The organism is Kitasatospora sp. NBC_01560 (assembly GCF_045208415.1).
Classification (GTDB): domain Bacteria; phylum Actinomycetota; class Actinomycetes; order Streptomycetales; family Streptomycetaceae; genus Kitasatospora.
The window spans coordinates 2426715-2447773 of the sequence record NZ_CP109364.1 but is presented as its reverse complement, the minus strand read 5'-3'; the positions used below and the strand labels follow the sequence as shown (position 1 = coordinate 2447773).

Below are 21059 nucleotides of genomic sequence, written 5' to 3'. Positions count from 1 at the left end.
GCAACAACACCGCGTTGCCCAAGGCCATGACACTGATCGAGGCGCTGCCCTGGCTGGAGCGCTTCCACGGCAAGACCGTCGTGATCAAGTTCGGCGGCAATGCCATGGTGGACGAGAGCCTCAAGGCGGCCTTCGCCCAGGACGTGGTCTTCCTGCGCTACGCCGGTCTGCACCCCGTCGTGGTGCACGGCGGCGGCCCGCAGATCAGCGCCCAGCTGGAGAAGCTCGGCCTGGAGTCCTCCTTCACCAACGGCCTGCGGGTCACCACCCCCGAGACCATGGACGTGGTCCGGATGGTGCTGTCCGGCCAGGTCCAGCGCGAGCTGGTCGGGCTGCTCAACGGCCACGGCCCGTTCGCGGTCGGCATGACCGGCGAGGACGCGCACACCATGACCGCGGTGAAGCGGTACGCGGTGGTGGACGGCGAGCAGGTCGACATCGGCCTGGTGGGCGACATCGTCAACATCGAGGCGGGTGCGGTGAAGGCGCTCATCGCCGACGGCCGCATCCCGGTGATCTCCTCGATCGCCCGCGGCACCGACGGCCACGTCTACAACATCAACGCCGACACCGCCGCCGCCGCCCTGGCGGTCGCGCTGGGCGCCGAGATGCTCGTCGTCCTCACCGACGTCGAGGGCCTCTACAAGGACTGGCCGGACTCCGACGACGTGATCAGCCAGCTCAGCGCGACCGAGCTGGAGGAGCTGCTGCCCGGCCTGGCCAGCGGCATGCTCCCGAAGATGGAGGGCTGCCTGCGCGCCGTCCGTTCCGGCGTGGGCACCGCCCGCGTGCTGGACGGGCGGGTCCAGCACAGCCTGCTGCTGGAGATCTTCACCGACGAGGGCATCGGCACGATGGTCGTGCCGGACGACGAAGCGACCGTGACCGGGGGACTGGCATGACTTCCAACGAGCAACTCACCGAGCGGTACCGGCACTCCTTCACCGACAACTACGGCACCCCGCGGATCCCGCTGGTCCGCGGCGAGGGCGCCAAGCTCTGGGACGCCGACGGCAAGGAGTACACCGACCTGCTCGGCGGCATCGCCGTCAACGTCCTCGGCACCGCCCACCCGGCGGTCGTCGAGGCCGTCACCCGGCAGATCTCCACCCTCGGCCACGTCTCCAACCTCTTCATGGCCGAGCCGACCATCGCCCTCGCCGAGCGGCTCGTGCAGCTCGACGGCCGGGCCGACGGCCGGGTCTTCTTCTGCAACTCCGGTGCCGAGGCCAACGAGGCCGCGTTCAAGATCAGCCGGCGGACCGGCCGCACCCATCTGGTCGCGCTCCAGGGCGGTTTCCACGGCCGGACGATGGGCGCCCTCGCGCTCACCGGCCAGCCCGCCAAGCAGGCGCCGTTCCTGCCGCTGCCCGGCGACGTCACGCACGTCCCGTTCGGTGACGTCGAGGCGCTGCGCGCGGCCGTCACCACCGACACCGCGGCCGTCTTCCTGGAGCCCGTCCAGGGCGAGAACGGCGCGATCCCGCTGCCGGACGGCTACCTGGCCGCCGCCCGCGCGATCACCCGGGCCACCGGCACGCTGCTGATCCTGGACGAGATCCAGACCGGCATCGGCCGCACCGGCCACTGGTTCGCCCACCAGGCGTACGAGGGCATCGAGCCGGACGTCGTCACCCTGGCCAAGGGGCTCGGCGGCGGCCTGCCGATCGGTGCCGTGCTGGCCTTCGGGCCGGTGGCCGCACTGCTCACCCCGGGCCAGCACGGCACCACCTTCGGCGGCAATCCGGTGGTCGCGGCCGCCGCGCTCGCGGTGCTCGACACCATCGAGTCCGAGGGCCTGCTGGAGCACGTGCGCAAGACCGGCGAGCGGTTGCGGCAGGGGGTCGAGGCGATCGGCGACCCGCTGGTCTCGCACGTGCGCGGGGCCGGGCTGCTGCTCGGCATCGTGCTCACCGAGCCGGTGGCCGCGCAGGTGCAGGCCGCCGCGCAGGAGGCGGGCTTCCTGGTGAACGCCGCCGTCCCGGACGCCGTCCGGCTCGCGCCGCCGCTGGTGCTCACCGAGCAGGAGGCGGACGCCTTCCTGGCCGCGCTGCCGGGGATCCTCCGGACGGTGCGCGAGAACGCCCCGGCCGATGCGGACCGAGCGTAGTCCGGGAGAATAATCACATGACCGTTCCCAGCCCCGGCCAGTCCGCCGCCGGACCGACGTCGCAGGTGCCGCAGACCCGCACCGCGCGCCACCGGCGGATCGTGGACCTGCTCACCCGCCAGCCCGTGCGCTCGCAGAGCCAGCTCGCCAAGCTGCTCGCCGACGACGGGCTGGTGGTCACCCAGGCCACCCTCTCCCGGGACCTGGACGAGCTGGGAGCGGTGAAGATCCGCAACCGGGACGGCGCGCTCATCTACGCCGTCCCGGCCGAGGGCGGCGACCGCACGCCGCGCGCACCGATGGGGGAGTCGGCCAGCGAGGGGCGGATGGCCCGGCTGGCCGGCGAACTCATGGTCTCCGCCACCGCCTCCGGCAACCTCGTGGTGCTCCGCACCCCGCCGGGCGCCGCGCAGTTCCTCGCCTCCGCGATCGACCAGGCCGAGGTCTTCGAGATCATCGGCACCATCGCCGGTGACGACACCGTCCTGCTGATCAGCCGTGATCCGGCGGGCGGCCAGGCACTCGCCGACCACCTGATGCAACTCGCGCAGGCCAAGGCGCAGTAGGCACGACCCCCTCCCGTGGGCCCGGTGATCCGGGCCCACGGTCCGTTCTGCACCAGGCCCTGCCGCGTGTCCCGCCCAGGGTTTTGAGTTTCATACGGAGTAGTGCATACTTATGCCTATCGCCGTAAGCCTGTTCGTACAGTTGTGAAGGAGAAAGCCGTGACCGAGCGCGTCGTACTCGCCTACTCGGGCGGTCTGGACACGTCCGTCTGCATCGGCTGGATCGCCGAGGAGACGGGCGCCGAGGTGATCGCCGTCGCCGTCGACGTCGGCCAGGGCGGCGAGGACCTGGAGGTCATCCGCCGGCGGGCGCTGGACTGCGGCGCCGTCGAGGCCGAGGTCGCGGACGCCCGCGACGAGTTCGCCGACGAGTACTGCCTCCCGGCCATCAAGGCCAACGCCCTGTACCAGGGCCAGTACCCGCTGGTGTCCGCCCTCTCCCGGCCGACCATCGTCAAGCACCTGGTCGCCGCCGCGCAGAAGCACGGCGCCACCACCGTCGCCCACGGCTGCACCGGCAAGGGCAACGACCAGGTCCGCTTCGAGGTGGGCATCAACTCCCTCGCCCCGGGCCTCAAGTGCATCGCCCCGGTCCGCGACTACGCGATGACCCGGGACAAGGCGATCGCCTTCGCCGAGGCCAAGGGCCTGCCGATCGCGACCACCAAGAAGTCCCCGTACTCGATCGACCAGAACGTCTTCGGGCGGGCCGTCGAGACCGGCTTCCTGGAGGACATCTGGAACGCGCCGATCGAGGACGTCTACGAGTACACCCAGAACCCGGCGGTCGAGCGCGAGGCCGACGAGGTGGTCATCACCTTCGACGCCGGTGTCCCGGTCGCCATCGACGGCCGCAAGGTCACCGTCCTGCAGGCCATCGAGGAGCTGAACAAGCGGGCCGGCGCCCAGGGCATCGGCCGCCTCGACATGGTCGAGGACCGGCTGGTCGGCATCAAGTCCCGGGAGATCTACGAGGCCCCCGGCGCGATCGCACTGATCACCGCCCACCAGGCCCTGGAGAACGTCACCGTCGAGCGCGAGCTGGCCCGCTACAAGCGGCAGGTCGAGCAGCGCTGGGCCGAGCTGGTCTACGACGGCCTCTGGTTCTCCCCGCTCAAGCGGGCCCTGGACGGCTTCGTCAACGAGGCCAACCAGCACGTCTCCGGCGAGATCCGGATGGTCCTGCACGGCGGCCGGGCCGTCGTCAACGGCCGCAAGTCGGACCAGTCGCTGTACGACTTCAACCTCGCCACCTACGACACCGGCGACACCTTCGACCAGTCGATGTCCAAGGGCTTCATCGAGATCTTCGGCATGTCCTCGAAGCTCGCCGCCCGCCGCGACCTGGCCTGAGCCACCCCTCCCCGGCCCGGCCGCGCCACCCGCCCCCCGGCGCGGCCGGGCCACCCCCTGCAGCACCTGCAACGCCTGCAGCCCGCAGCACCCGTGAATTCGCAGCACCCGTGAACCCGCGCAAGGAGCCCGAGCGATGCCTGCCGACCAGAACGCCGCCAGTACCGGCCCTGAGGTGCGACTCTGGGGTGCGCGCTTCGCCGACGGCCCGTCCGAGGCGCTGGCCAGGCTCTCCGCCTCGGTGCACTTCGACTGGCGCCTCGCGCCGTACGACATCGCAGGCTCCAAGGCCCACGCCCGGGTGCTGCACAAGGCCGGCCTGCTCAGCGACACCGAGCTCGACGCCATGCTCGCCGGCCTCGGCCTGCTGCTCACCGACGTCGAGGCCGGCACCTTCACCGGCACCGTCGCCGACGAGGACGTCCACACCGCCCTGGAGCGCGGCCTGCTGGAGCGGCTCGGCGCCGACCTCGGCGGCAAGCTGCGGGCCGGCCGCTCCCGCAACGACCAGATCGCCACGCTGTTCCGGATGTACCTGCGGGACCACGCGAAGATCATCGGCGGTCTGATCCTCGACCTCCAGCACGCCCTGGTCGGTCTGGCCGAGGAGCACCCGAACACCGCCATGCCGGGCCGCACCCACCTCCAGCACGCCCAGCCCGTGCTCTTCGCCCACCACGTCCTCGCGCACGTGCAGGCCCTCGGCCGGGACGCCGAGCGGCTGCGCCAGTGGGACACCCGCACCGCCGTCTCGCCGTACGGCTCCGGCGCGCTGGCCGGCTCCTCGCTCGGCCTCGACCCGCAGGCGGTCGCCGCGGACCTCGGCTTCGAGCGCGGCTCCGTCGGCAACTCCATCGACGGCACGGCCTCGCGCGACTTCGTCGCCGAGTTCGCCTTCGTCACCGCGATGATCGGGATCAACCTCTCCCGGATCGCGGAGGAGGTGATCATCTGGAACACCAAGGAGTTCGGCTTCATCACGCTGCACGACGCCTTCTCCACCGGCTCCTCGATCATGCCGCAGAAGAAGAACCCGGACATCGCCGAGCTGGCCCGCGGCAAGTCCGGCCGCCTGATCGGCAACCTGACCGGTCTGCTGGCGACCCTCAAGGCCCTGCCGCTCGCCTACAACCGGGACCTCCAGGAGGACAAGGAGCCGGTCTTCGACTCCTGCGACACGCTGGAGGTGCTGCTCCCGGCGTTCACCGGCATGATGGCCACCCTCACCGTGCACCGGGACCGGCTGGAGGAGCTGGCCCCGGCCGGCTTCTCGCTCGCCACCGACATCGCCGAGTGGCTGGTCAAGCAGGGCGTGCCGTTCCGCGTCGCGCACGAGGTGGCCGGCGCCTGCGTCAAGGTCTGCGAGAAGCAGGGCATCGAGCTGTCCGACCTGACGGACGAGCAGTTCGCCGCGATCTCCGGGCACCTGACGCCCGAGGTGCGCTCGGTGCTCAGCGTGCACGGCGCGATCGCCTCGCGCAGCGGCCGCGGCGGCACCGCCCCCTCGGCGGTGGCCGTCCAGCTCGCCGAGGTGAAGGCCGATCTGGCGCAGCAGGAGGAGTGGGTCCAGGGCTGACGCCCGGGGCCGACCGGAGGGGCGCGGCGGGCGACCGCCGCGCCCCTTTCGCGTGGACGCGCCCGGCCGGCCGTAACCGGGCCCGCCGACGGCCGGTCAAGCACGGTATGTGCACCGACCTTCCGCCCGTCCCCTCCGCCGAGGACGAGGTCTTCGCCGCGTTCCGGCGCCGCCTGGTCCGGGAGGCCGTGGCCGCCCTGCCCGGCCGCTGCCCCCAGCTGGTCTCGGCCCTCGCCGAGGACCCACCGCCCACCTACCGCGAGCTGTCCGAGCGCCTCGGCATGCCCCGCGGCTCGATCGGGCCCACCCGCTCGCGGTGCCTCGCCTGCCTCCGGGCCGTCCTGCACGCCGAGCGCTACGCCTGAGCCCCGCCGGACCTCCTGTCGTTTCATCCCGCCGCCCCTCCCGCCGGCCCGCCGGACGTGACCTCGGCCACGTCCGGCGGCCGGGAGGTTGAGAGCAGCTGACCCGCGGGTAGAGCGCTGGCGAACGTAGCTCCTGACGGCCGAGCGAGCGCTTGCACGCCGAGCGTGAGCGTGCCGCCGATGTCGCGGGCCCCACCCGGGCCCCGCGGCTGGTACGTTCGTGCGCCACCCCCGGTCAGGGCAGATCCCCGGCCGGGACATCTCCGGCAGGGCATCCGGTGCGGCACCCTCACGTTTGCGCGCCGGGCACGACGATGGGGAGGCCCCTCGCATGGGCATGAGCGTGACCATCTCGGCGGCGGACGCCGAGGACGCGGAGCAGATCCTCAAGCTCCAGTACCTCGGCTACCAGAGCGAGGCCGAGCTCTACGGCGACTGGAACCTGGAGCCGCTGACGCAGACCCTGGAGAGCCTGCGGGGCGAACTGACCGAGCAGCACTTCCTGGTCGCCCGCCTCGGTGACGAGGTGGTCGGTACGGTGCGGGGCCGGGTCGACCACGACGGCATCGCCCGGATAGGGCGTCTGGTCGTCCACCCCCGGATGCAGCGGCACGGCCTCGGCGGCCGCCTGCTGGACGCGCTGGAGCGGCGCCTCGCCGAGACCGGTCACCCGCTGAGCGCCTACCGCCTCTTCACCGGCCACCGCAGCCTCGGCAACCTGCGCCTCTACGCCCGCCAGGGCTACCGCCAGACCGCCGTCGAACAGGTCAACGGCCGGCTGAGCCTGGTGCACCTGGAGAAGCCCGTCGCGGTCGAGCTGGCCGCCACCGCCTGATCCCCGCCACTGCCTGATCCCCGCCGCCGCCCGATTCCCCCCGTCACCCGATTCCCCCCGTCACCACCGGCCGCGCCGTCACCACCGGCCCTGCCGTCACCGCCGTCCTCACCGGCGCCGCCACCATCCGGACCGTCCGGTGGCGGCGCCGAGCCGTATCGCCGCAGGTGGCGACCGTGCGTGTCCGCATTGCGGACGGCGGATCCAAATAATTGGGACGAAATCGGTCGATCTGATTTACTGGCTCTCATGACTGCGACGACGAACTGGACCCCCACCGGCACACTGCCGGCAGGTGAGCGTGCCATGTGTCGTCGAATGTGTCGGCGCTGAGGGCCACCGTCCCCGCTCCCGGGCTCCGCCCGGGAGTACACCCACCTCGCGCCCCGAAGCGAGACCGGGCCGCTCCCGACGGAGCGAGCGCGCCCCGCCTGCCCCCGAGCAAGCCCCCTTCCATCCGCCTGCCCACCCACGGGCGGGTGGGCCTCCCCGGTGACTCGTAAGGGCCACGCCGTCGCGCGGCCCGCTCGCCGACCGGGGACGATCAAGGGGTGGCAGGTCCGGATCCCCCTGGCGTGATGCCGTCCACGTCGCCGACCGCAACCCGGTCCGGCAGCCGCACGCCGTCCGCCCCCGACCCACGGAAGCAGCTGTGATCACCACCACGGACCTCACGAAGGTCTACCGATCCCGCGGCCGAGAGGTGACCGCCCTCGCCGGCGTCGACCTGCACGTCCGCCCGGGCGAGGTCTACGGAGTCGTCGGCACCAGCGGTGCCGGCAAGTCCACCCTCATCCGCTGCGTCAACATGCTGGAGCGTCCCAGCTCCGGCACGGTCACCGTGGACGGCGTCGAGCTCACCGCGCTCGCCGGCGGCGAGAACCGGGCCGGCAAGGAGCTGCGCGAGGCCCGCCGGCGGATCGGCATGGTCTTCCAGCACTTCAACCTGCTGTCCTCGCGCACCGTCCAGCAGAACGTCGAGCTCCCGCTGGAGATCACCGGCCTGGACCGCACCGAGCGCCGCCGCAAGGCCGCCGAACTGCTCGACCTGGTCGGCCTCTCCGACAAGGCCCGCAGCTACCCCGGCCAGCTCTCCGGCGGCCAGAAGCAGCGCGTCGGCATCGCCCGCGCCCTGGCCGGCGACCCCAAGGTGCTGCTCTCCGACGAGGCCACCTCGGCGCTCGACCCCGAGACCACCCGCTCCATCCTCAAGCTGCTCCGCGACCTCAACCAGCAGCTCGGCCTCACCGTCCTGCTGATCACCCACGAGATGGACGTCATCAAGTCCGTCTGCGACTCCGCCGCCCTGATGCGCGGCGGCCGGGTGGTCGAGTCCGGCTCGCTGACCGACCTGCTCGCCGAGCCCGGCTCCGAGCTCGCCCGCGAGCTCTTCCCGCTCAGCGAGTTCGGCACCGGTCACCCCGGCGGCACCGTCCTGGAGATCACCTTCCAGGGCGACACCTCCGCCCAGCCGTTCGTCTCCCAGCTCGCCCGCACCTACCAGATCGACATCAACATCCTCGGTGCCGCGGTCGAGACCATCGCGGGCCGGATGGTCGGCCGGATGCGGGTCGAACTGCCCGGCAGCCGCACGGACAACGTGGTGCCGATCGGCTTCCTGCGCGAGCAGGGCCTCCAGGTGGACGTGATCACCGCGGACGGGTTCGGCACGGCGAACGGAGCGGTCGCATGACCTGGGACCAGATGCAGGAACTGATGTGGCCCGCCACCTGGGAGACGCTCCAGATGGTCGGCGTCGCCACCGTCGGCACCATCCTGTTCGGCCTGCCGCTGGGCGTCCTGCTCGTCCTCACCGACAAGGGCGGACTGCTGCAGAACCGGCCGGTCAACAAGGTGCTCGGCGTCGTGGTGAACATCGCCCGCTCGGTGCCGTTCATCATCCTGATGATCGCCCTGATCTCCTTCACCCGCTGGCTGGTCGGCACCTCCATCGGCTGGGAGGCCGCGACCGTGCCGCTCACCATCGGCGCGATCCCGTTCTTCGCCCGCCTGGTCGAGACCTCCGTCCGCGAGGTCGACCGCGGCCTGGTCGAGGCGCTCCAGGCCATGGGCGCCTCCACCTGGACGATCGTCCGCAAGGCCCTGCTGCCCGAGGCGCTGCCCGCCCTCGCCGCCTCGGTCACCACCACGATCATCACGCTGATCAGCTACTCCGCGATGGCCGGCGTGGTCGGCGGCGGCGGCCTCGGCAACCTCGCCATCACCTACGGCTACTTCCGCTTCGAGACCGCCTTCATGTGGATCATCGTCGCGGAGCTGGTGATCATCGTGACCATCGTGCAGCTGCTCGGCGACTACGCCGTGAACCGCCTGGGCAACCGCGGACGCAGTGGCGGCCGGACCCGCCTGCTCGGCCCGCGCGGCGGCCGCCCCGCCGCCCCGGCCACCCCCGACGAGGACCTCGTCGCCCCCTAGACCTCCCGGCGTCCGCACCTGGACCCGGCTCCCCGTATCACGCAGAAAGGCACTTTTCGTGCGCAACGCCCTGAAGTTCACCAGCGTCCTCGCCACCGCCGGCATCGCCCTGTCGCTGGCCGCCTGCGGCAGCTCCGGCTCGTCCGGGTCCTCCGACCCGAACGCCGCGCTGACCGTCGTCGCCAGCCCCACCCCGCACGGCCAGATCCTCAAGTTCGTCAAGGACAACCTTGCCGACAAGGCCGGCCTCAAGCTCACCATCAAGGAGGTCACCGACTACGTGACCCCCAACACCGCGGTGCAGGACGGCTCGGCCGACGCCAACTACTTCCAGCACGTCCCGTACCTGGAGGACTTCAACAAGAAGCACGGCACCCAGATCGTCTCGGTCGAGCCGGTCCACCTGGAGCCGCTGGGCGTGTACTCGAAGAAGATCAAGGCCATCGGCGAACTCAAGGACGGCGCCACCGTCGGCCTGCCCAACGACGCCACCAACGAGGGCCGCGCGCTCAAGCTGCTCGCCGACAACAACCTGATCACCCTCAAGGCCGGCGTCGGCACCGCCGCCACCCCCGCCGACGTCACGGCCAACCCGAAGAACCTCAAGTGGAAGGAGCTGGAGGCCGCCCAGCTGCCCCGCTCCATCGACGACCTCGACGCCGCGGTCATCAACGGCAACTACGCCCTCGACTCCGGCCTCAAGCCCAACGGCGACTCGCTGGTCCTGGAGAAGGCCGAGGGCAACCCGTACGCCAACATCCTCGCCGTCAAGCAGGGCAAGGAGAACGACCCGCGGGTCAAGAAGCTCGCCGAGCTGCTCCACTCGCCCGAGGTGAAGAAGTACATCGAGGACAACTTCAAGGGTTCCGTCATCCCGGCGTTCTGATCCGCCGCCGCACCACGCACGCCCCCGACCGGGCCCCCGCCGCATTCCGGCGGGGGCCCGGTCGGGCAGTATGCACCAGTGACTCCCTGGCAGACCGGGTTCTGACGTACCGTCGTCCGGTCCGCGCACCGCGTGACACCGGGGGCACCGGCGAGGCGTACGGTGTGTCCACGACCCGGCGAGGAGAGACGGCATGGCAGCGAGCTTCCCCGAGACCGCCATCAGCACCGAACGGCTGCTGCTGCGCCCCCTTGCGGAGGACGACGCCCCCGGCCTCGCCGACATGATGGCCGACGAGCTCGTGCTGGCCTGGACCGACCTCCCGCACCCCTTCACCGAGGGCTACGCCGCCGAGCTCGCCCGCACCCTCGCGCCCGGCCACCGCGCGGCCGGCCGCGGCATCGTCTTCGCCGTCACCGAACACCTCACCCAGCGCCTCGTCGGCCTGGTCGAACTGCGCAACACCGAGTGGCGGCTGCGCTCCACCGAGATCGCCTACGTCACCGCCTCCTGGGCCCGCGGCGAGGGCTACGCCCCCGAGGCCGTCCTCGGCGTCGCCCAGTGGCTCTTCGAGGACCGCGGCTTTCTGCGCCTGGAGATGCGCACCGCGGCCGGCAACACCGCCGCCCAGCAGGTCGCCCAGAAGATCGGCGGCATCAGCGAAGGAGTGCTGCGCAGCGCCTGGATAGTGCGCGGCGAGTCCGGCGAGGTGACGGAGGAGAGCCGCAGCGACCTGATCCTGTGGAGCCTGCTGCCGGAGGACCTGGAGAGCCCGGCGGACGACGAGGCCGGCTGGCCCGGCGACCACCGGTACGTGCTCCGGGACTGACCCCCCGCCGGGCCGGTGGCCCCCGCGGGGCGGACAGGTGTGCGAGATGTCGGCGCCGGGGGGATCGCACCCGGTAGCCTCTGGACCGGCGCCGAACGCGGGCGCAGCATGTCGGCGCACCGAGGCGAGGGAGAACGGCCGCAGATGGCTGACCGGATCACGGTCATCGGGTGGGACGGCACACCGCTGACCGAGGCCGCCGGCGCGGCCCTCGCGGCGGCCACCCTGGTGGCCGGCGCCCCCTACCAGCTCAACGCCCTCGCGGTGCCCCCCGGCGCCGAACGGCTCGCACTCGGCAACGTCCGGCTCGCCGCCCGCCGGATCGCCGAACACCGCGGCGCCGCCGTCGTGGTCGCCGAGGGCGACCCGGGCTTCTTCGGCGTCGTCCGCACCCTGCGCCGGCCCGAGTACGGCCTCGAACTCGAAGTCCTGCCCGGCGTCTCCTCGGTCGCCGTGGCGTTCGCCCGGGCCGGCATGCCCTGGGAGGACGCGCAGGTGGTCAGCGCGCACGGCGGACGGCTGCGCCGCGCGGCCAACGTCTGCCGGGCCCACCCCAAGGTCGCCGTCCTCACCGCGCCCGGTGCCGGGCCCAGCGAACTCGCCCTGATGCTGCGCGGGGTGCACCGCACCTTCGTGGTCTGCGAGGCCCTCGGCACCCCGGACGAGGACGTCACCGTGCTCACCTCCGACCGGGTCGCCGACCACATCTGGCGCGACCCCAACGTGGTGCTCGTGATCGGTGGGAACAACAGTGCGCCGCAACCCGGGGCGACCGGCGAGGCCGCCGGCTGGCTGGCCGGCCGCCCGGTCGGCTACCCCGGCCCGGACCGCGGCTGGGTGCTCCCGGCCGGCGCCCCCGTGGGCGCCGGGCGCACGGAGGGTGCGCCCGGCGCACCGGAGCCGCTGCCCGCGCACGTGCGCGCCCTGGTGCTGGCCCGTCTGGGTGCCCGCCACGGGGACCTGGTCTGGTCGGTCGGGGCCGGCGACGGCGCGCTCGCCGTCGAGACCGCCCGCTTCGGTGCGGCCGTCGTCGCGATCGAGGCCGACAGCGCCGCCTGCGCCCGGCTCGCCGTCGACGCCCGCCGCTACGGCGTCGAGGTGGAGACCGTCCACGGCATCGGCCCCGAGGTGCTCGGCGGCCTGCCGGAGCCGGACGCCGCCGTCGTCGAGGCCGGTGGGACGGCGGTGGTGCGCGCCGTGCTGGCCCGCCGGCCGGAGCGCTTCGTGGCCGTCGCCCGGACCTTCGCCGAGGCGGAGGAGATCCGTCGTGCGATCGGAGAGGCCGGCTACCGGGCGGACGGCGCACTGCTGCAGTCCGCCCCGCTGGAGCCGGCCGGGGCGGGCGGGCTGCGGCTCGGGGCGGGGGAGCCGGGCGTGCTCCTGCTCTGGGGTGAGCGGATCGTGTGAAGACGAAGTGTCCCTGCCGGTGAGCCCGGTGGTGCATCCGGTGAGGGTTCCGCCCGGAGCCCCTGGTGCTCCGGTGTCGATCCCGTGCGCGGGCGGCCCCGGTGGACCGCGCCGGCGGCGGCGCGAGTGCCGGGCGGTGATCCAGGTCGCATCCGGACACCGATTCGAGAGGCGGCGCCGCCGGGCCGGTAGTGTGGCGTCCGGGACGGCTGCGACGTCCGCAGGCCCGCCCGATCCGGTCGGTTTGTCGCCTTTTTGACGCGATGCAACCCGGTACGGCTCGGAGTGTGGGCAATTCGACGGGCCGCGTGCCGGACCTGGAGAATGCCGTAGGGTCCGGTGCGATCGTGCCGGTTGCCCCGGCTTGTCGTTGTTTCACATGGCGTGCCGCCCCCGGTGGGTGGTGCGCGGGTCGGGGTGCCGCAGCGCGCCGGAAGGACTTCGGCCGCAGCGCCTCGGGCGCGGCGGCCGTGTGTGGTTGAGGGGCGGGTCGGTGCAGGCCCGGCCCGTGCGGATGGGCGCTGCGGTCGGTGATCGCGTCGCCAAGGGCGCGGCAGCGGCCTGGAAGGAGCATTGACATGACCGATGGCGGCCACGTCCCGAACGAGGGACTGCCGGAGCACCTGCTCGCCGGGCCCGGCCCGCTCGGCGGCCCGGAGGGCGTCGCGGTTGTCGCACCCGTGTACGGCGTCGCACCCGTACCGGGCGGCACGCCGGACGGCGGTGTGATCCCGAACCCCGCGATGCCGAACGGCGCGATGCCGAACGGCGCGATCCCGGGGAACGGCGTGCCCGGCGCGGTGCCGGCCGCGGGCATGGTGCCGCCGCAGGCCTTCCCCGGCCAGGGACAGCCGCTCGGCGCCCCCGGCTACGGCGTCCCGGTCGCACCGGCGGCCGGGCTGCCCGGTGACGGGTGGGCGGCCGACCAGGGTGCTCCCCGCCCGGCCTTCCACTTCCTCGACCAGCCGGACGACCAGCCCGACCTGCTCGACGAGGAGGACGACGTCCTGTTGATGCCCGGCCCGCAGGGCACCTGGGGCGAGCCCCTCGGCGCGGACCAGCAGGGCGTGCCCGGCACCCCGGTCGAGCCGTCCTGGCCGCCGCTGGAGCCGCCGGTGCTCGGCGCCGACCAGTCCGGACAGCAGGCCGCGGGCCAGTCGCAGCTCCAGCAGGCCCAGGGCCGGCCGGTCCAGGCCGTGCCGCTCCAGACGCCGGGCCAGGAGTCGCTGACGGCGGCTCAGCAGCCGCGCCGCCCGCTGCACGCCGGCCCGCCGATCCCGGACCCGTCGCTGATGACCGGCCAGGTGCCGGTGCGCTCGCTCGCCGACCGCGGCCCCTCGCAGGGCGGTACGCCCGCCCACGGGATCCCGGTCGTCGTCGGACGGCCGGAGCAGCAGGCCGCCGTGCCCGTCCAGGTGCCGCCGGTGCCGCAGCAGGTCCAGGGCGTCCAGCCGGTCCAGGAGGTGCCGCAGACCGTCGAGGCCGCGGTGGCCGTCGAGCCGCTGCCGGCCGAGCAGGCCGTCGCCGCGCCGGTGGCGGAGCCCGTCGTCGAGGCGGCCCCCGCCCCGGCCGAGCCCGGGACCGTCGTGGCGGAGCCCGTCGGCGCCGAGCAGGCTGTTCCCGAGCAGGTTGCCCCCGAGCAGGTTGCCCCCGAGCAGGTTGTTCCCGAGCAGGCCGCCGTGCAGGCCGTGGCCGAGCCGGCTGCCGCCGGGGTTCCGGTGGCCGAGGTGCCGGCCGAGGCCGTGCCCGTCGCGCCGACGGAGACCGTCCCGTCCGTCGAGGCCGTTCCGGTGGCCGAGTCCGTGCAGCCCGTTGAGGACGCGGAGTCCGTCGAGGACGTGGCGGGGCAGCCGGCCGAGGCAGCCGCGCCCGCCGGCCGGCCGCAGGCCGCCCAGCCCCGCCGGATCTCCGCCTTCCTCGCCGCGCCCGCCCCGCACGGCCTGCCGCAGGTCGGGGCGACCGGGCCGGCTCTCGCCGTCGGCGACGGTGAGGCGCCGCAGCCCGCCCCCATAGCGGTTGCCGGGCAGGCCGAGGCGCCGTCCGCCGAGTCGGCCGCGGAGCCGACCGCCGAGCAGGCCCAGGACGCGGTACCGGCCGAGGCCGGCGCCGTGGCCGAGGGCCGGCCCGTGGCGGCGGCCGAGACGGCGGCCGGCACCGGCGAGATGCCGTCCGGACAGGCCGTCGTCGTACCCGAGACCGTGCCCGCGGAGGCGGCAGCCGAGCAGCCGCAGGAGGCCGCGCCCGCCGGGGCGGTGGCTCCCGAGGCGGCCGCCGAGGCTGCGACCGCGACCGGCGCCGAGCCCGCCGCCGAAACCGCCGCCATCGAGACCGTCGACCATGCCGCCGTCGCTCCGGAGGGCGCCGCGTCCGAGGAGGAGGCACCCGTGGAGACCACCGCCGAGCAGGCCGGCCCGGCCGCCGGGGCCGGGGCCACCCCCGAGCCGGCTGCCGAGTCCGCTGCCGAGTCCGTCGTCGCGCCCGACGCCGCCGCGCAGGAGCAGGCCGCCGAGGCCGCCCCCGCCGACGCCCCTGCCGGTGGTGCCCCCGCCGACGAGGCCCGCTCCGACGAGGCCCCCGGGGTCGTGGACGCGGCCCCCGAGCCCGCCCCGGCCGGGGAGGCCGCGGAGGTTCCCGCCGCGGCGCAGCCCGCCCCCGAGGAGCCCGCCGAGCCGCGCGGCCCCGCCGCCCCCGGTTACGACGACGCCGGCCGCGACGCCGTCCACCAGGTGATCCGCGAGCGCCGTGACATCCGCAACGGCTTCCGTCCCGACGCCATCCCGCACGAGGTGCTGATCCGCGTCCTGGAGGCCGCGCACACCGCGCCCAGCGTCGGCTACTCCCAGCCGTGGGACTTCGTGGTGATCCGCTCGGCCAAGACCCGCCGCAAGATGCACGAGCTGGCCGAGCGCCAGCGCGAGGCCTATGCGGACTCGCTGCCCAAGGGCCGGGCCAAGCAGTTCAAGGAAATCAAGATCGAGGCGATCCTGGAGACGCCCGTCAACATCGTGGTGACGGCCGACCGCACCCGCGGCGGCCGGCACACCCTGGGCCGCCACACCCAGCCCCAGATGGCCCCGTACTCGGCCGCCCTGGCGGTCGAGAACCTCTGGCTGGCCGCCCGCGCCGAGGGCCTCGGCGTCGGCTGGGTGAGCTTCTTCGACGAGGACGAGATGGTCCGCGAGCTCGGCCTGCCCGAGCACCTGGAGGTCGTCGCGTACCTGTGCGTCGGCTACGTCGACGCCTTCCCGGACGAGCCCGAGCTCCAGCAGCAGGGCTGGGCGAAGAAGCGCCCGCTGTCCTGGGTCGTCCACGAGGAGCAGTACGGCAACCGCGCGCTGCCCGGCGAGGAGCCGCACAGCCTGCTCGCCGACACCCTGCGCGGCATCCGCCCGCTCGACGCCAAGGCGCTGGGCGAGGCCTGGGACCGCCAGAAGCGGATGACCAAGCCGGCCGGTTCGCTCGGCATGCTGGAGATCATCTCCGCCCAGCTGTCCGGTCTCTCCCGCAAGTGCCCGCCGCCGATCCCCGAGCCGGCCTGCGTGGCGATCTTCGCCGCCGACCACGGTGTGCACGCCCAGGGCGTCAGCCCCTGGCCGCAGGAGGTCACCGCCCAGATGGTCGGGAACTTCCTGGCCGGGGGAGCGGTGATCAACTCCTTCGCCAAGCAGATCGGCACCGAGGTCTGCGTCGTCGACGTCGGCGTCGCCGCCGAGCTGCCCGACGCCATCCAGCAGGGCCGCACCACCGGCCTGCTGCCGCGCAAGGTCCGCCCGGGCACCGGCGACATGACCCAGGGCCCGGCGATGACCCGCGAGGAGGCGCTCAAGGCCGTCGAGGTCGGCATCGAGACCGCCCGCGACCTCGTCGCCGCCGGCAACAAGGCGCTGATCACCGGCGACATGGGCATCGCCAACACCACCGCGTCCGCCGCGCTGATCTCGGTCTTCACCGGCCTGGACCCGGCCGAGGTCACCGGCCGCGGCACCGGCATCGACGACGAGACGCACGCCCGCAAGATCGAGGTGATCCGCGCCGCGCTGGCCCTGCACCAGCCCGACCCGGCCGACCCGATCGGCGTCCTGGCCGCCATCGGCGGTCTGGAGCACGCCGCCATCGCGGGCTTCCTGCTCGGCGCCGCGTCGCTGCGCACGCCGGTCGTCCTGGACGGTGTCATCGCCGGCTCGGCCGCCCTGGCGGCCAAGGCGATCGCCCCCGAGGTGCTGGCCGCCTGCATCGCCGGCCACCGCTCGGCGGAGCCCGGCCACCAGGCCGCGCTGGCCAAGCTCGGCCTGCGCCCGCTGATCGATCTCGACCTGCGGCTCGGCGAGGGCACCGGCGCACTGCTGGCCCTCCCGCTGGTGCAGAGTGCGGCCCGCGCGATGCACGATGTAGCCACGTTCGACTCCGCCGGGGTCACCGAGAAGGGCTGACGCCCGCCCGCACCGCTCCGTGTACCGGCCCGAGGGCGCGCCGGCACGCGGAGCGGTGCCGTACCCCCACCCCTGCCACCCGATCCAGGAGCACCGCCCATGACCGCGCCCAACCCGCACCCCGGCACCGAGGGACGCACCCCGTACCCGGTCGGCCTGCTGCTCGCCGGCCGCCGCGTCGTCGTGGTCGGCGGCGGCCACGTGGCCCAGCGCCGGCTGCCCGCCCTCATCGCCACCGGTGCGGACCTGCACCTGATATCGCCCACCACGACGCCCGCCGTGCAGGCGATGGCCGACGCCGGCGAGCTGACCTGGCACCGGCGCCGCTACCAGGACGGCGACCTCGCCGAGACCTGGTACGCGCTGGTGGCCACCGACGACCCGGCGGTCAACGCGGCGGTCAGCACCGAGGCCGAGCGGGAGCGGGTGTTCTGCGCCCGCAGCGACGACGCGGCCGCGGCCACCGCCTGGACGCCGGCCAGCGGCCGTGACGCGGGTGCCACCGTCGCCGTCCTGACCGGGGACCCGCGGCACTCCGCCGCCCTGCGGGACTCCATCGTGGACGGCCTGCGGGACGGCTCGCTGGCCGCCCGCCAGTACCGTGCCCGCGGGGCCGGCGTCGCCCTGGTCGGCGGCGGCCCGGGCGACCCGGACCTGATCACCGTCCGCGGCCGCCGGCTGCTGGCCGACGCCGACGTGGTGGTCGCCGACCGGCTGGCGCCGCGCGAGCTGCTCGCCGAGCTGCCGGAGCACGTCGAGGTGATCGACGCGTCGAAGATCCCGTACGGGCGGTTCATGGCCCAGGAGGCGATCAACCGCACGCTCATCGAGCACGCCAGGGCCGGCAAGTTCGTCGTCCGGCTCAAGGGTGGCGACCCGTACGTGTTCGGGCGCGGCGGCGAGGAGCTGCTCGCCTGCGCGGAGGCCGGGCTGCCGGTCACCGTCGTCCCCGGCATCTCCAGCTCGATCAGCGTCCCGGCCGCGGTCGGCGTGCCCGTCACCCACCGGGGGATGACGCACGAGTTCACCGTGATCTCCGGCCACGTCGGCCCGGACGACGAGCGCTCGCTCACCAACTGGGAGGCCGTCGCCGGGATGAGCGGCACCCTGGTGCTGCTGATGGCCGTGGACAAGATCGGGGCGATCGCCGCCAAGCTGATCGCGTGCGGCCGGGCCGCCGGCACCCCGGTGGCCGTCGTCCAGGAGGGCACCACCGCCGCCCAGCGCCGGGTGGACGCCACCCTCGCGACCGTCGCCGCCACCGTCGAGGCCGAGGGGATCAAGCCGCCGGCCGTGATCGTCGTCGGTGACGTCGTGAACGTCCTGGCGCCCGCCTTCACCGCCTGACGCCCGGCGGGCCCGGGAGCGGGAGGCCGGCCGGCCTCCCGCTCCCGGCGCACCGCGCCCGGGGTCCCACCGCCCGGTCACTCCAGCGGCTGCTCCGTCCAGATCACCTTCCCGGTGGCCGTGTACCGCGTCCCCCAGCGGTCGGCGAACTGCGCCACCAGGAAGAGCCCGCGGCCGCCCTCGTCCATGGTGGCCGCGTACTTCAGGTGCGGCGACGTACTGCTGGTGTCCGACACCTCGCAGATCAGCGCCCGGTCCCGGAGCAGCCGCACCCGGATCGGCCCCGACCCGTAGCGGATCGCGTTGGTCACCAGCTCGCTCAGGATCAGCTCGGTGACGAACGCGGCCTCGTCCAGGCCCCACCGCGCCAGCTGCTCCGCCACCGCCGCCCGCACCCCGCCCACCGCGGCCGGGTCGGACGGCACGTCCCACTCCGCCACCTGGTCCGGCGCCAGCACCCTGGTCTGTGCGACCAGCAGCGCGATGTCGTCCTGCGGATGCGCCGGCAGCATCGCCCCGAGCACGTCCGCGCAGGTCTGCTCCGGTGTCCGCGGCGGCCCGGTGAGTGCCGCGCCCAGCAGGTCCAGGCCCTCGTCGATGTCCCGCTCGCGGTCCTCCACCAGGCCGTCCGTGTAGAGCACCAGCCGGCTGCCCTCGGCCACCTCCACCTCGGTGGTCTCGAACGGCAGCACCGCCAGCCCCAGCGGCGGCCCGGTCGGCAGCTCGGGGAAGACCACCCGGCCGTCCGGACCGACCAGCGCCGGCGGGGGGTGTCCCGCGCTGGCCAGCGTGCAGCGCCGGGAGACCGGGTCGTAGATCGCGTAGAGGCAGGTCGCACCGGTCACCGCCGCGGCACCGCCGGTCGCAGACTCCTCCTGGTCGATCCGGTTCACCAGGTCGTCCAGGTGGCCCAGCAGCTCGTCGGGCGGCAGGTCCAGGGTCGAGAAGTTGTGGATCGCCGTCCGCAGCCGCCCCATCGTGGCCGCCGCGTGCAGGCCGTGCCCCACCACGTCGCCGACCACCAGGGCCACCCGCGCGCCGGGCAGCGGGATCACGTCGAACCAGTCGCCGCCCACCCCCGCCTGCGCCGGCAGGTAGCGGTGCGCCACCTCCAGCGCGTTCTGCGGCGGGAGGCTGCGCGGCAGCAGACTGTGCTGGAGGGTGACGGCCATCGCGTGCTCCCGGGTGTACCGGCGCGCGTTGTCGATGCAGACGGCGGCGTGCGAGACCAGCTCCTCCGCCAGCGCGAGGTCCTCCTCCTCGAACGGCTCCGCGCGGTCCGCCCGCCAGAACCGCACCACGCCCAGCAGCACCCCGCGGGCCCGCAGCGGCACCCGCACCAGCGAGTGCACCCCGTACTGCAGCGCCAGCTCCGACCGCTCCGGGTCCTGCTCCCGCCAGGCCGTCGTCTCCGCCAGCCGCGGTTCCAGGCCCGGCAGCCCGCTGTCCAGCGCGCCGGCCAGCGGCGTGGACGGCACTACCTCCACCACAGTGCCGGCCGGGTAGAACGGCGAATCGTCCCGGATCCCCGCGAACGCGGCCCGGCGCATCCGCCCGGCCCCCGCCCCGGGCGGCGGCTCCTCGCCCTCCAGCACCTGGTCGGCCAGGTCGACGCTGACGAAGTCCGCGAACCGCGGCACCGTCACCTGGGCCAGCTCCTCGGCCGTCCGGGTCACGTCCAGCGTGCTGCCCACCGTGACACCCGCGTCGTACAGCAGCCGCAGCCGGCGCTGGGCCACCTCGGCCCGGCCGGAGAGCGCCAGCAGCTCGGTGGAGTCACGCAGGGTGGCCACGCAGCCGGCCGGGCCGCCGTCCTGGTCGGTCAGCCGGACGTTCACCGCCAGCAGCCGCTCGCCCGCGAGCACCACCTCGTCGGTGACCGGCCGGTTGGCGGTCAGCAGCTCCTCGGGGGCCCGGTCCAGGCCCAGCTCCGTCACCTGCCGGCCCTCGGCGTCGGCCGGCAGGTCCAGCAGCCGGCGGGCCTCGTCGTTGCAGAGCAGCAGCCGGCCGTCACCCGCGACGATCAGCACGCCCTCGCGCACCGCGTGCAGCACCGCCGCGTGGTGCTCGTACATCCGGGTCATCTCGGCCGGGCCGAGCCCGTGCGTCTGCCGCCGCAGCCGCCGGCTGATCAGTGCGGTCCCGCAGGTGGCCAGCCCCAGGGCGACCGCCGCCGCGCCCAGCACGACGGGCAGCTGCCGCTCGCTGGCGCTGCTCACATTGGCGATCGTGATGCCCGCCGACACGGCTCCGACCACCTGGCCACCGGGCGCGTGGACCGGCACGATCGCCTGGACCAGCGGCCCGATCGTGCCGTTGACCTCCTCGATCACCACTTCCCCCTGCAGGGCGGGCTGGTAGTTCCCGACGAACTTCTGGCCGATCCGGACCGGGTTGGGGTGCGTGTAGCGGACGCCGTCGGTGCCGATCACCACGATGAAGTCCACTCCCGCGTTGATCCGGGCCGCCTGGGCCTTGGGCTGGAGGATCGCGGTCGGATCGGGGGACTTGATCGCCTCGACGATGCCGGGGGAGTTGGCGAAGGTCTGGGCGACCGCCACGGACCGGTTGACGGCCTCCTGCCGGGCGTCGTTGCGGGACTGCACGACCAGGGCGACGACGGCCGCGGCCACCAGCAGGAGCACCACCAGTACCTGCAGCGCGAACACCTGCCCGGCCACCGAGCGGTTGTTCACCGGCCTCGGCCGAGCTGTTCCTGTCTGCTGTTGCCGACCGTGTGGGCGCCCACCGGAAGGGCCGTCGGTGCCTTTGGCACGGGGGGAGGAGGCGGAGCCAGAAGCACCTGGAGCCGACGGAGCCCATGATCGGCCCGAAAAACGGGCCATACGTCATATTTGCACTCTGCGTGCCGACGGGCCAAGGCCGGGCACTTCCGACCGTTCCGCCGTTTGGCCTTCC

15 protein-coding genes are annotated in these 21059 nt (G+C 73.9%); 14 read left to right on the top strand and 1 reads right to left on the bottom strand.

Going from position 1 to position 21059, the window contains the following annotated elements; genetic code table 11:
- Window positions 1–26 precede the first annotated feature (26 nt).
- The 14 genes from argB (at window position 27) to cobA (ending at window position 18140) form a co-directional block, all read left to right on the top strand.
- The gene (gene argB, locus OH807_RS10220) at window positions 27–902 is read left to right on the top strand and encodes an acetylglutamate kinase (RefSeq protein ID WP_406210862.1); all 876 of its coding nucleotides are present in this window, start codon (window positions 27–29) and stop codon (window positions 900–902) included.
- On the top strand, window positions 899–2110 hold the full coding sequence (locus tag OH807_RS10215; RefSeq protein ID WP_406196646.1) for an acetylornithine transaminase: 1212 nt from the start codon (window positions 899–901) through the stop codon (window positions 2108–2110). Before argB ends, OH807_RS10215 begins: the two co-directional genes overlap by 4 nt.
- A gap of 17 nt (window positions 2111–2127) precedes the next feature.
- A complete protein-coding gene (locus OH807_RS10210; RefSeq protein WP_406196644.1) occupies window positions 2128–2676 on the top strand; it encodes an arginine repressor in 549 nt (182 codons plus the stop codon).
- Between the two features lie 159 nt (window positions 2677–2835).
- The gene (locus tag OH807_RS10205; RefSeq protein WP_406196642.1) at window positions 2836–4029 is read left to right on the top strand and encodes an argininosuccinate synthase; all 1194 of its coding nucleotides are present in this window, start codon (window positions 2836–2838) and stop codon (window positions 4027–4029) included.
- A gap of 136 nt (window positions 4030–4165) precedes the next feature.
- On the top strand, window positions 4166–5605 hold the full coding sequence (gene argH, locus OH807_RS10200) for an argininosuccinate lyase (RefSeq protein ID WP_406196640.1): 1440 nt from the start codon (window positions 4166–4168) through the stop codon (window positions 5603–5605).
- 107 nt (window positions 5606–5712) lie between these two features.
- On the top strand, window positions 5713–5970 hold the full coding sequence (locus OH807_RS10195; RefSeq protein ID WP_406196637.1) for a hypothetical protein: 258 nt from the start codon (window positions 5713–5715) through the stop codon (window positions 5968–5970).
- A 331-nt stretch (window positions 5971–6301) separates the two neighbouring features.
- Entirely contained in the window at window positions 6302–6805 is a 504-nt protein-coding gene (locus tag OH807_RS10190; RefSeq protein WP_406196634.1) for a GNAT family N-acetyltransferase, read from the top strand.
- A gap of 652 nt (window positions 6806–7457) precedes the next feature.
- Complete coding sequence (locus OH807_RS10185; protein WP_406196630.1) at window positions 7458–8498, top strand: methionine ABC transporter ATP-binding protein; 1041 nt, start codon at window positions 7458–7460, stop codon at window positions 8496–8498.
- Window positions 8495–9241: a methionine ABC transporter permease gene (locus OH807_RS10180; protein ID WP_406196627.1), complete on the top strand. Its 747-nt coding sequence runs from the start codon at window positions 8495–8497 to the stop codon at window positions 9239–9241. The genes OH807_RS10185 and OH807_RS10180 overlap by 4 nt, the downstream gene beginning before the upstream one ends.
- A gap of 58 nt (window positions 9242–9299) precedes the next feature.
- Window positions 9300–10127, top strand: a complete 828-nt coding sequence (locus tag OH807_RS10175) for a MetQ/NlpA family ABC transporter substrate-binding protein (RefSeq protein ID WP_406196624.1) — start codon at window positions 9300–9302, stop codon at window positions 10125–10127.
- 193 nt (window positions 10128–10320) lie between these two features.
- On the top strand, window positions 10321–10956 hold the full coding sequence (locus OH807_RS10170) for a GNAT family N-acetyltransferase (RefSeq protein WP_406196621.1): 636 nt from the start codon (window positions 10321–10323) through the stop codon (window positions 10954–10956).
- A 144-nt stretch (window positions 10957–11100) separates the two neighbouring features.
- Window positions 11101–12363 (top strand): precorrin-6y C5,15-methyltransferase (decarboxylating) subunit CbiE, encoded by a 1263-nt coding sequence (gene cbiE, locus OH807_RS10165; RefSeq protein ID WP_406196618.1) that lies wholly within the window; start codon window positions 11101–11103, stop codon window positions 12361–12363.
- Window positions 12364–12941: 578 nt separating this feature from the next.
- The gene (gene cobT / locus OH807_RS10160; RefSeq protein WP_406196616.1) at window positions 12942–16793 is read left to right on the top strand and encodes a nicotinate-nucleotide--dimethylbenzimidazole phosphoribosyltransferase; all 3852 of its coding nucleotides are present in this window, start codon (window positions 12942–12944) and stop codon (window positions 16791–16793) included.
- Between the two features lie 99 nt (window positions 16794–16892).
- Entirely contained in the window at window positions 16893–18140 is a 1248-nt protein-coding gene (cobA, locus tag OH807_RS10155; RefSeq protein ID WP_406196613.1) for a uroporphyrinogen-III C-methyltransferase, read from the top strand.
- Window positions 18141–18217: 77 nt separating this feature from the next.
- Here cobA and OH807_RS10150 read toward each other — a convergent pair whose 3' ends face one another.
- On the bottom strand, window positions 18218–20986 hold the full coding sequence (locus OH807_RS10150) for a SpoIIE family protein phosphatase (RefSeq protein ID WP_406196611.1): 2769 nt from the start codon (window positions 20984–20986) through the stop codon (window positions 18218–18220).
- Window positions 20987–21059: the final 73 nt, after the last annotated feature.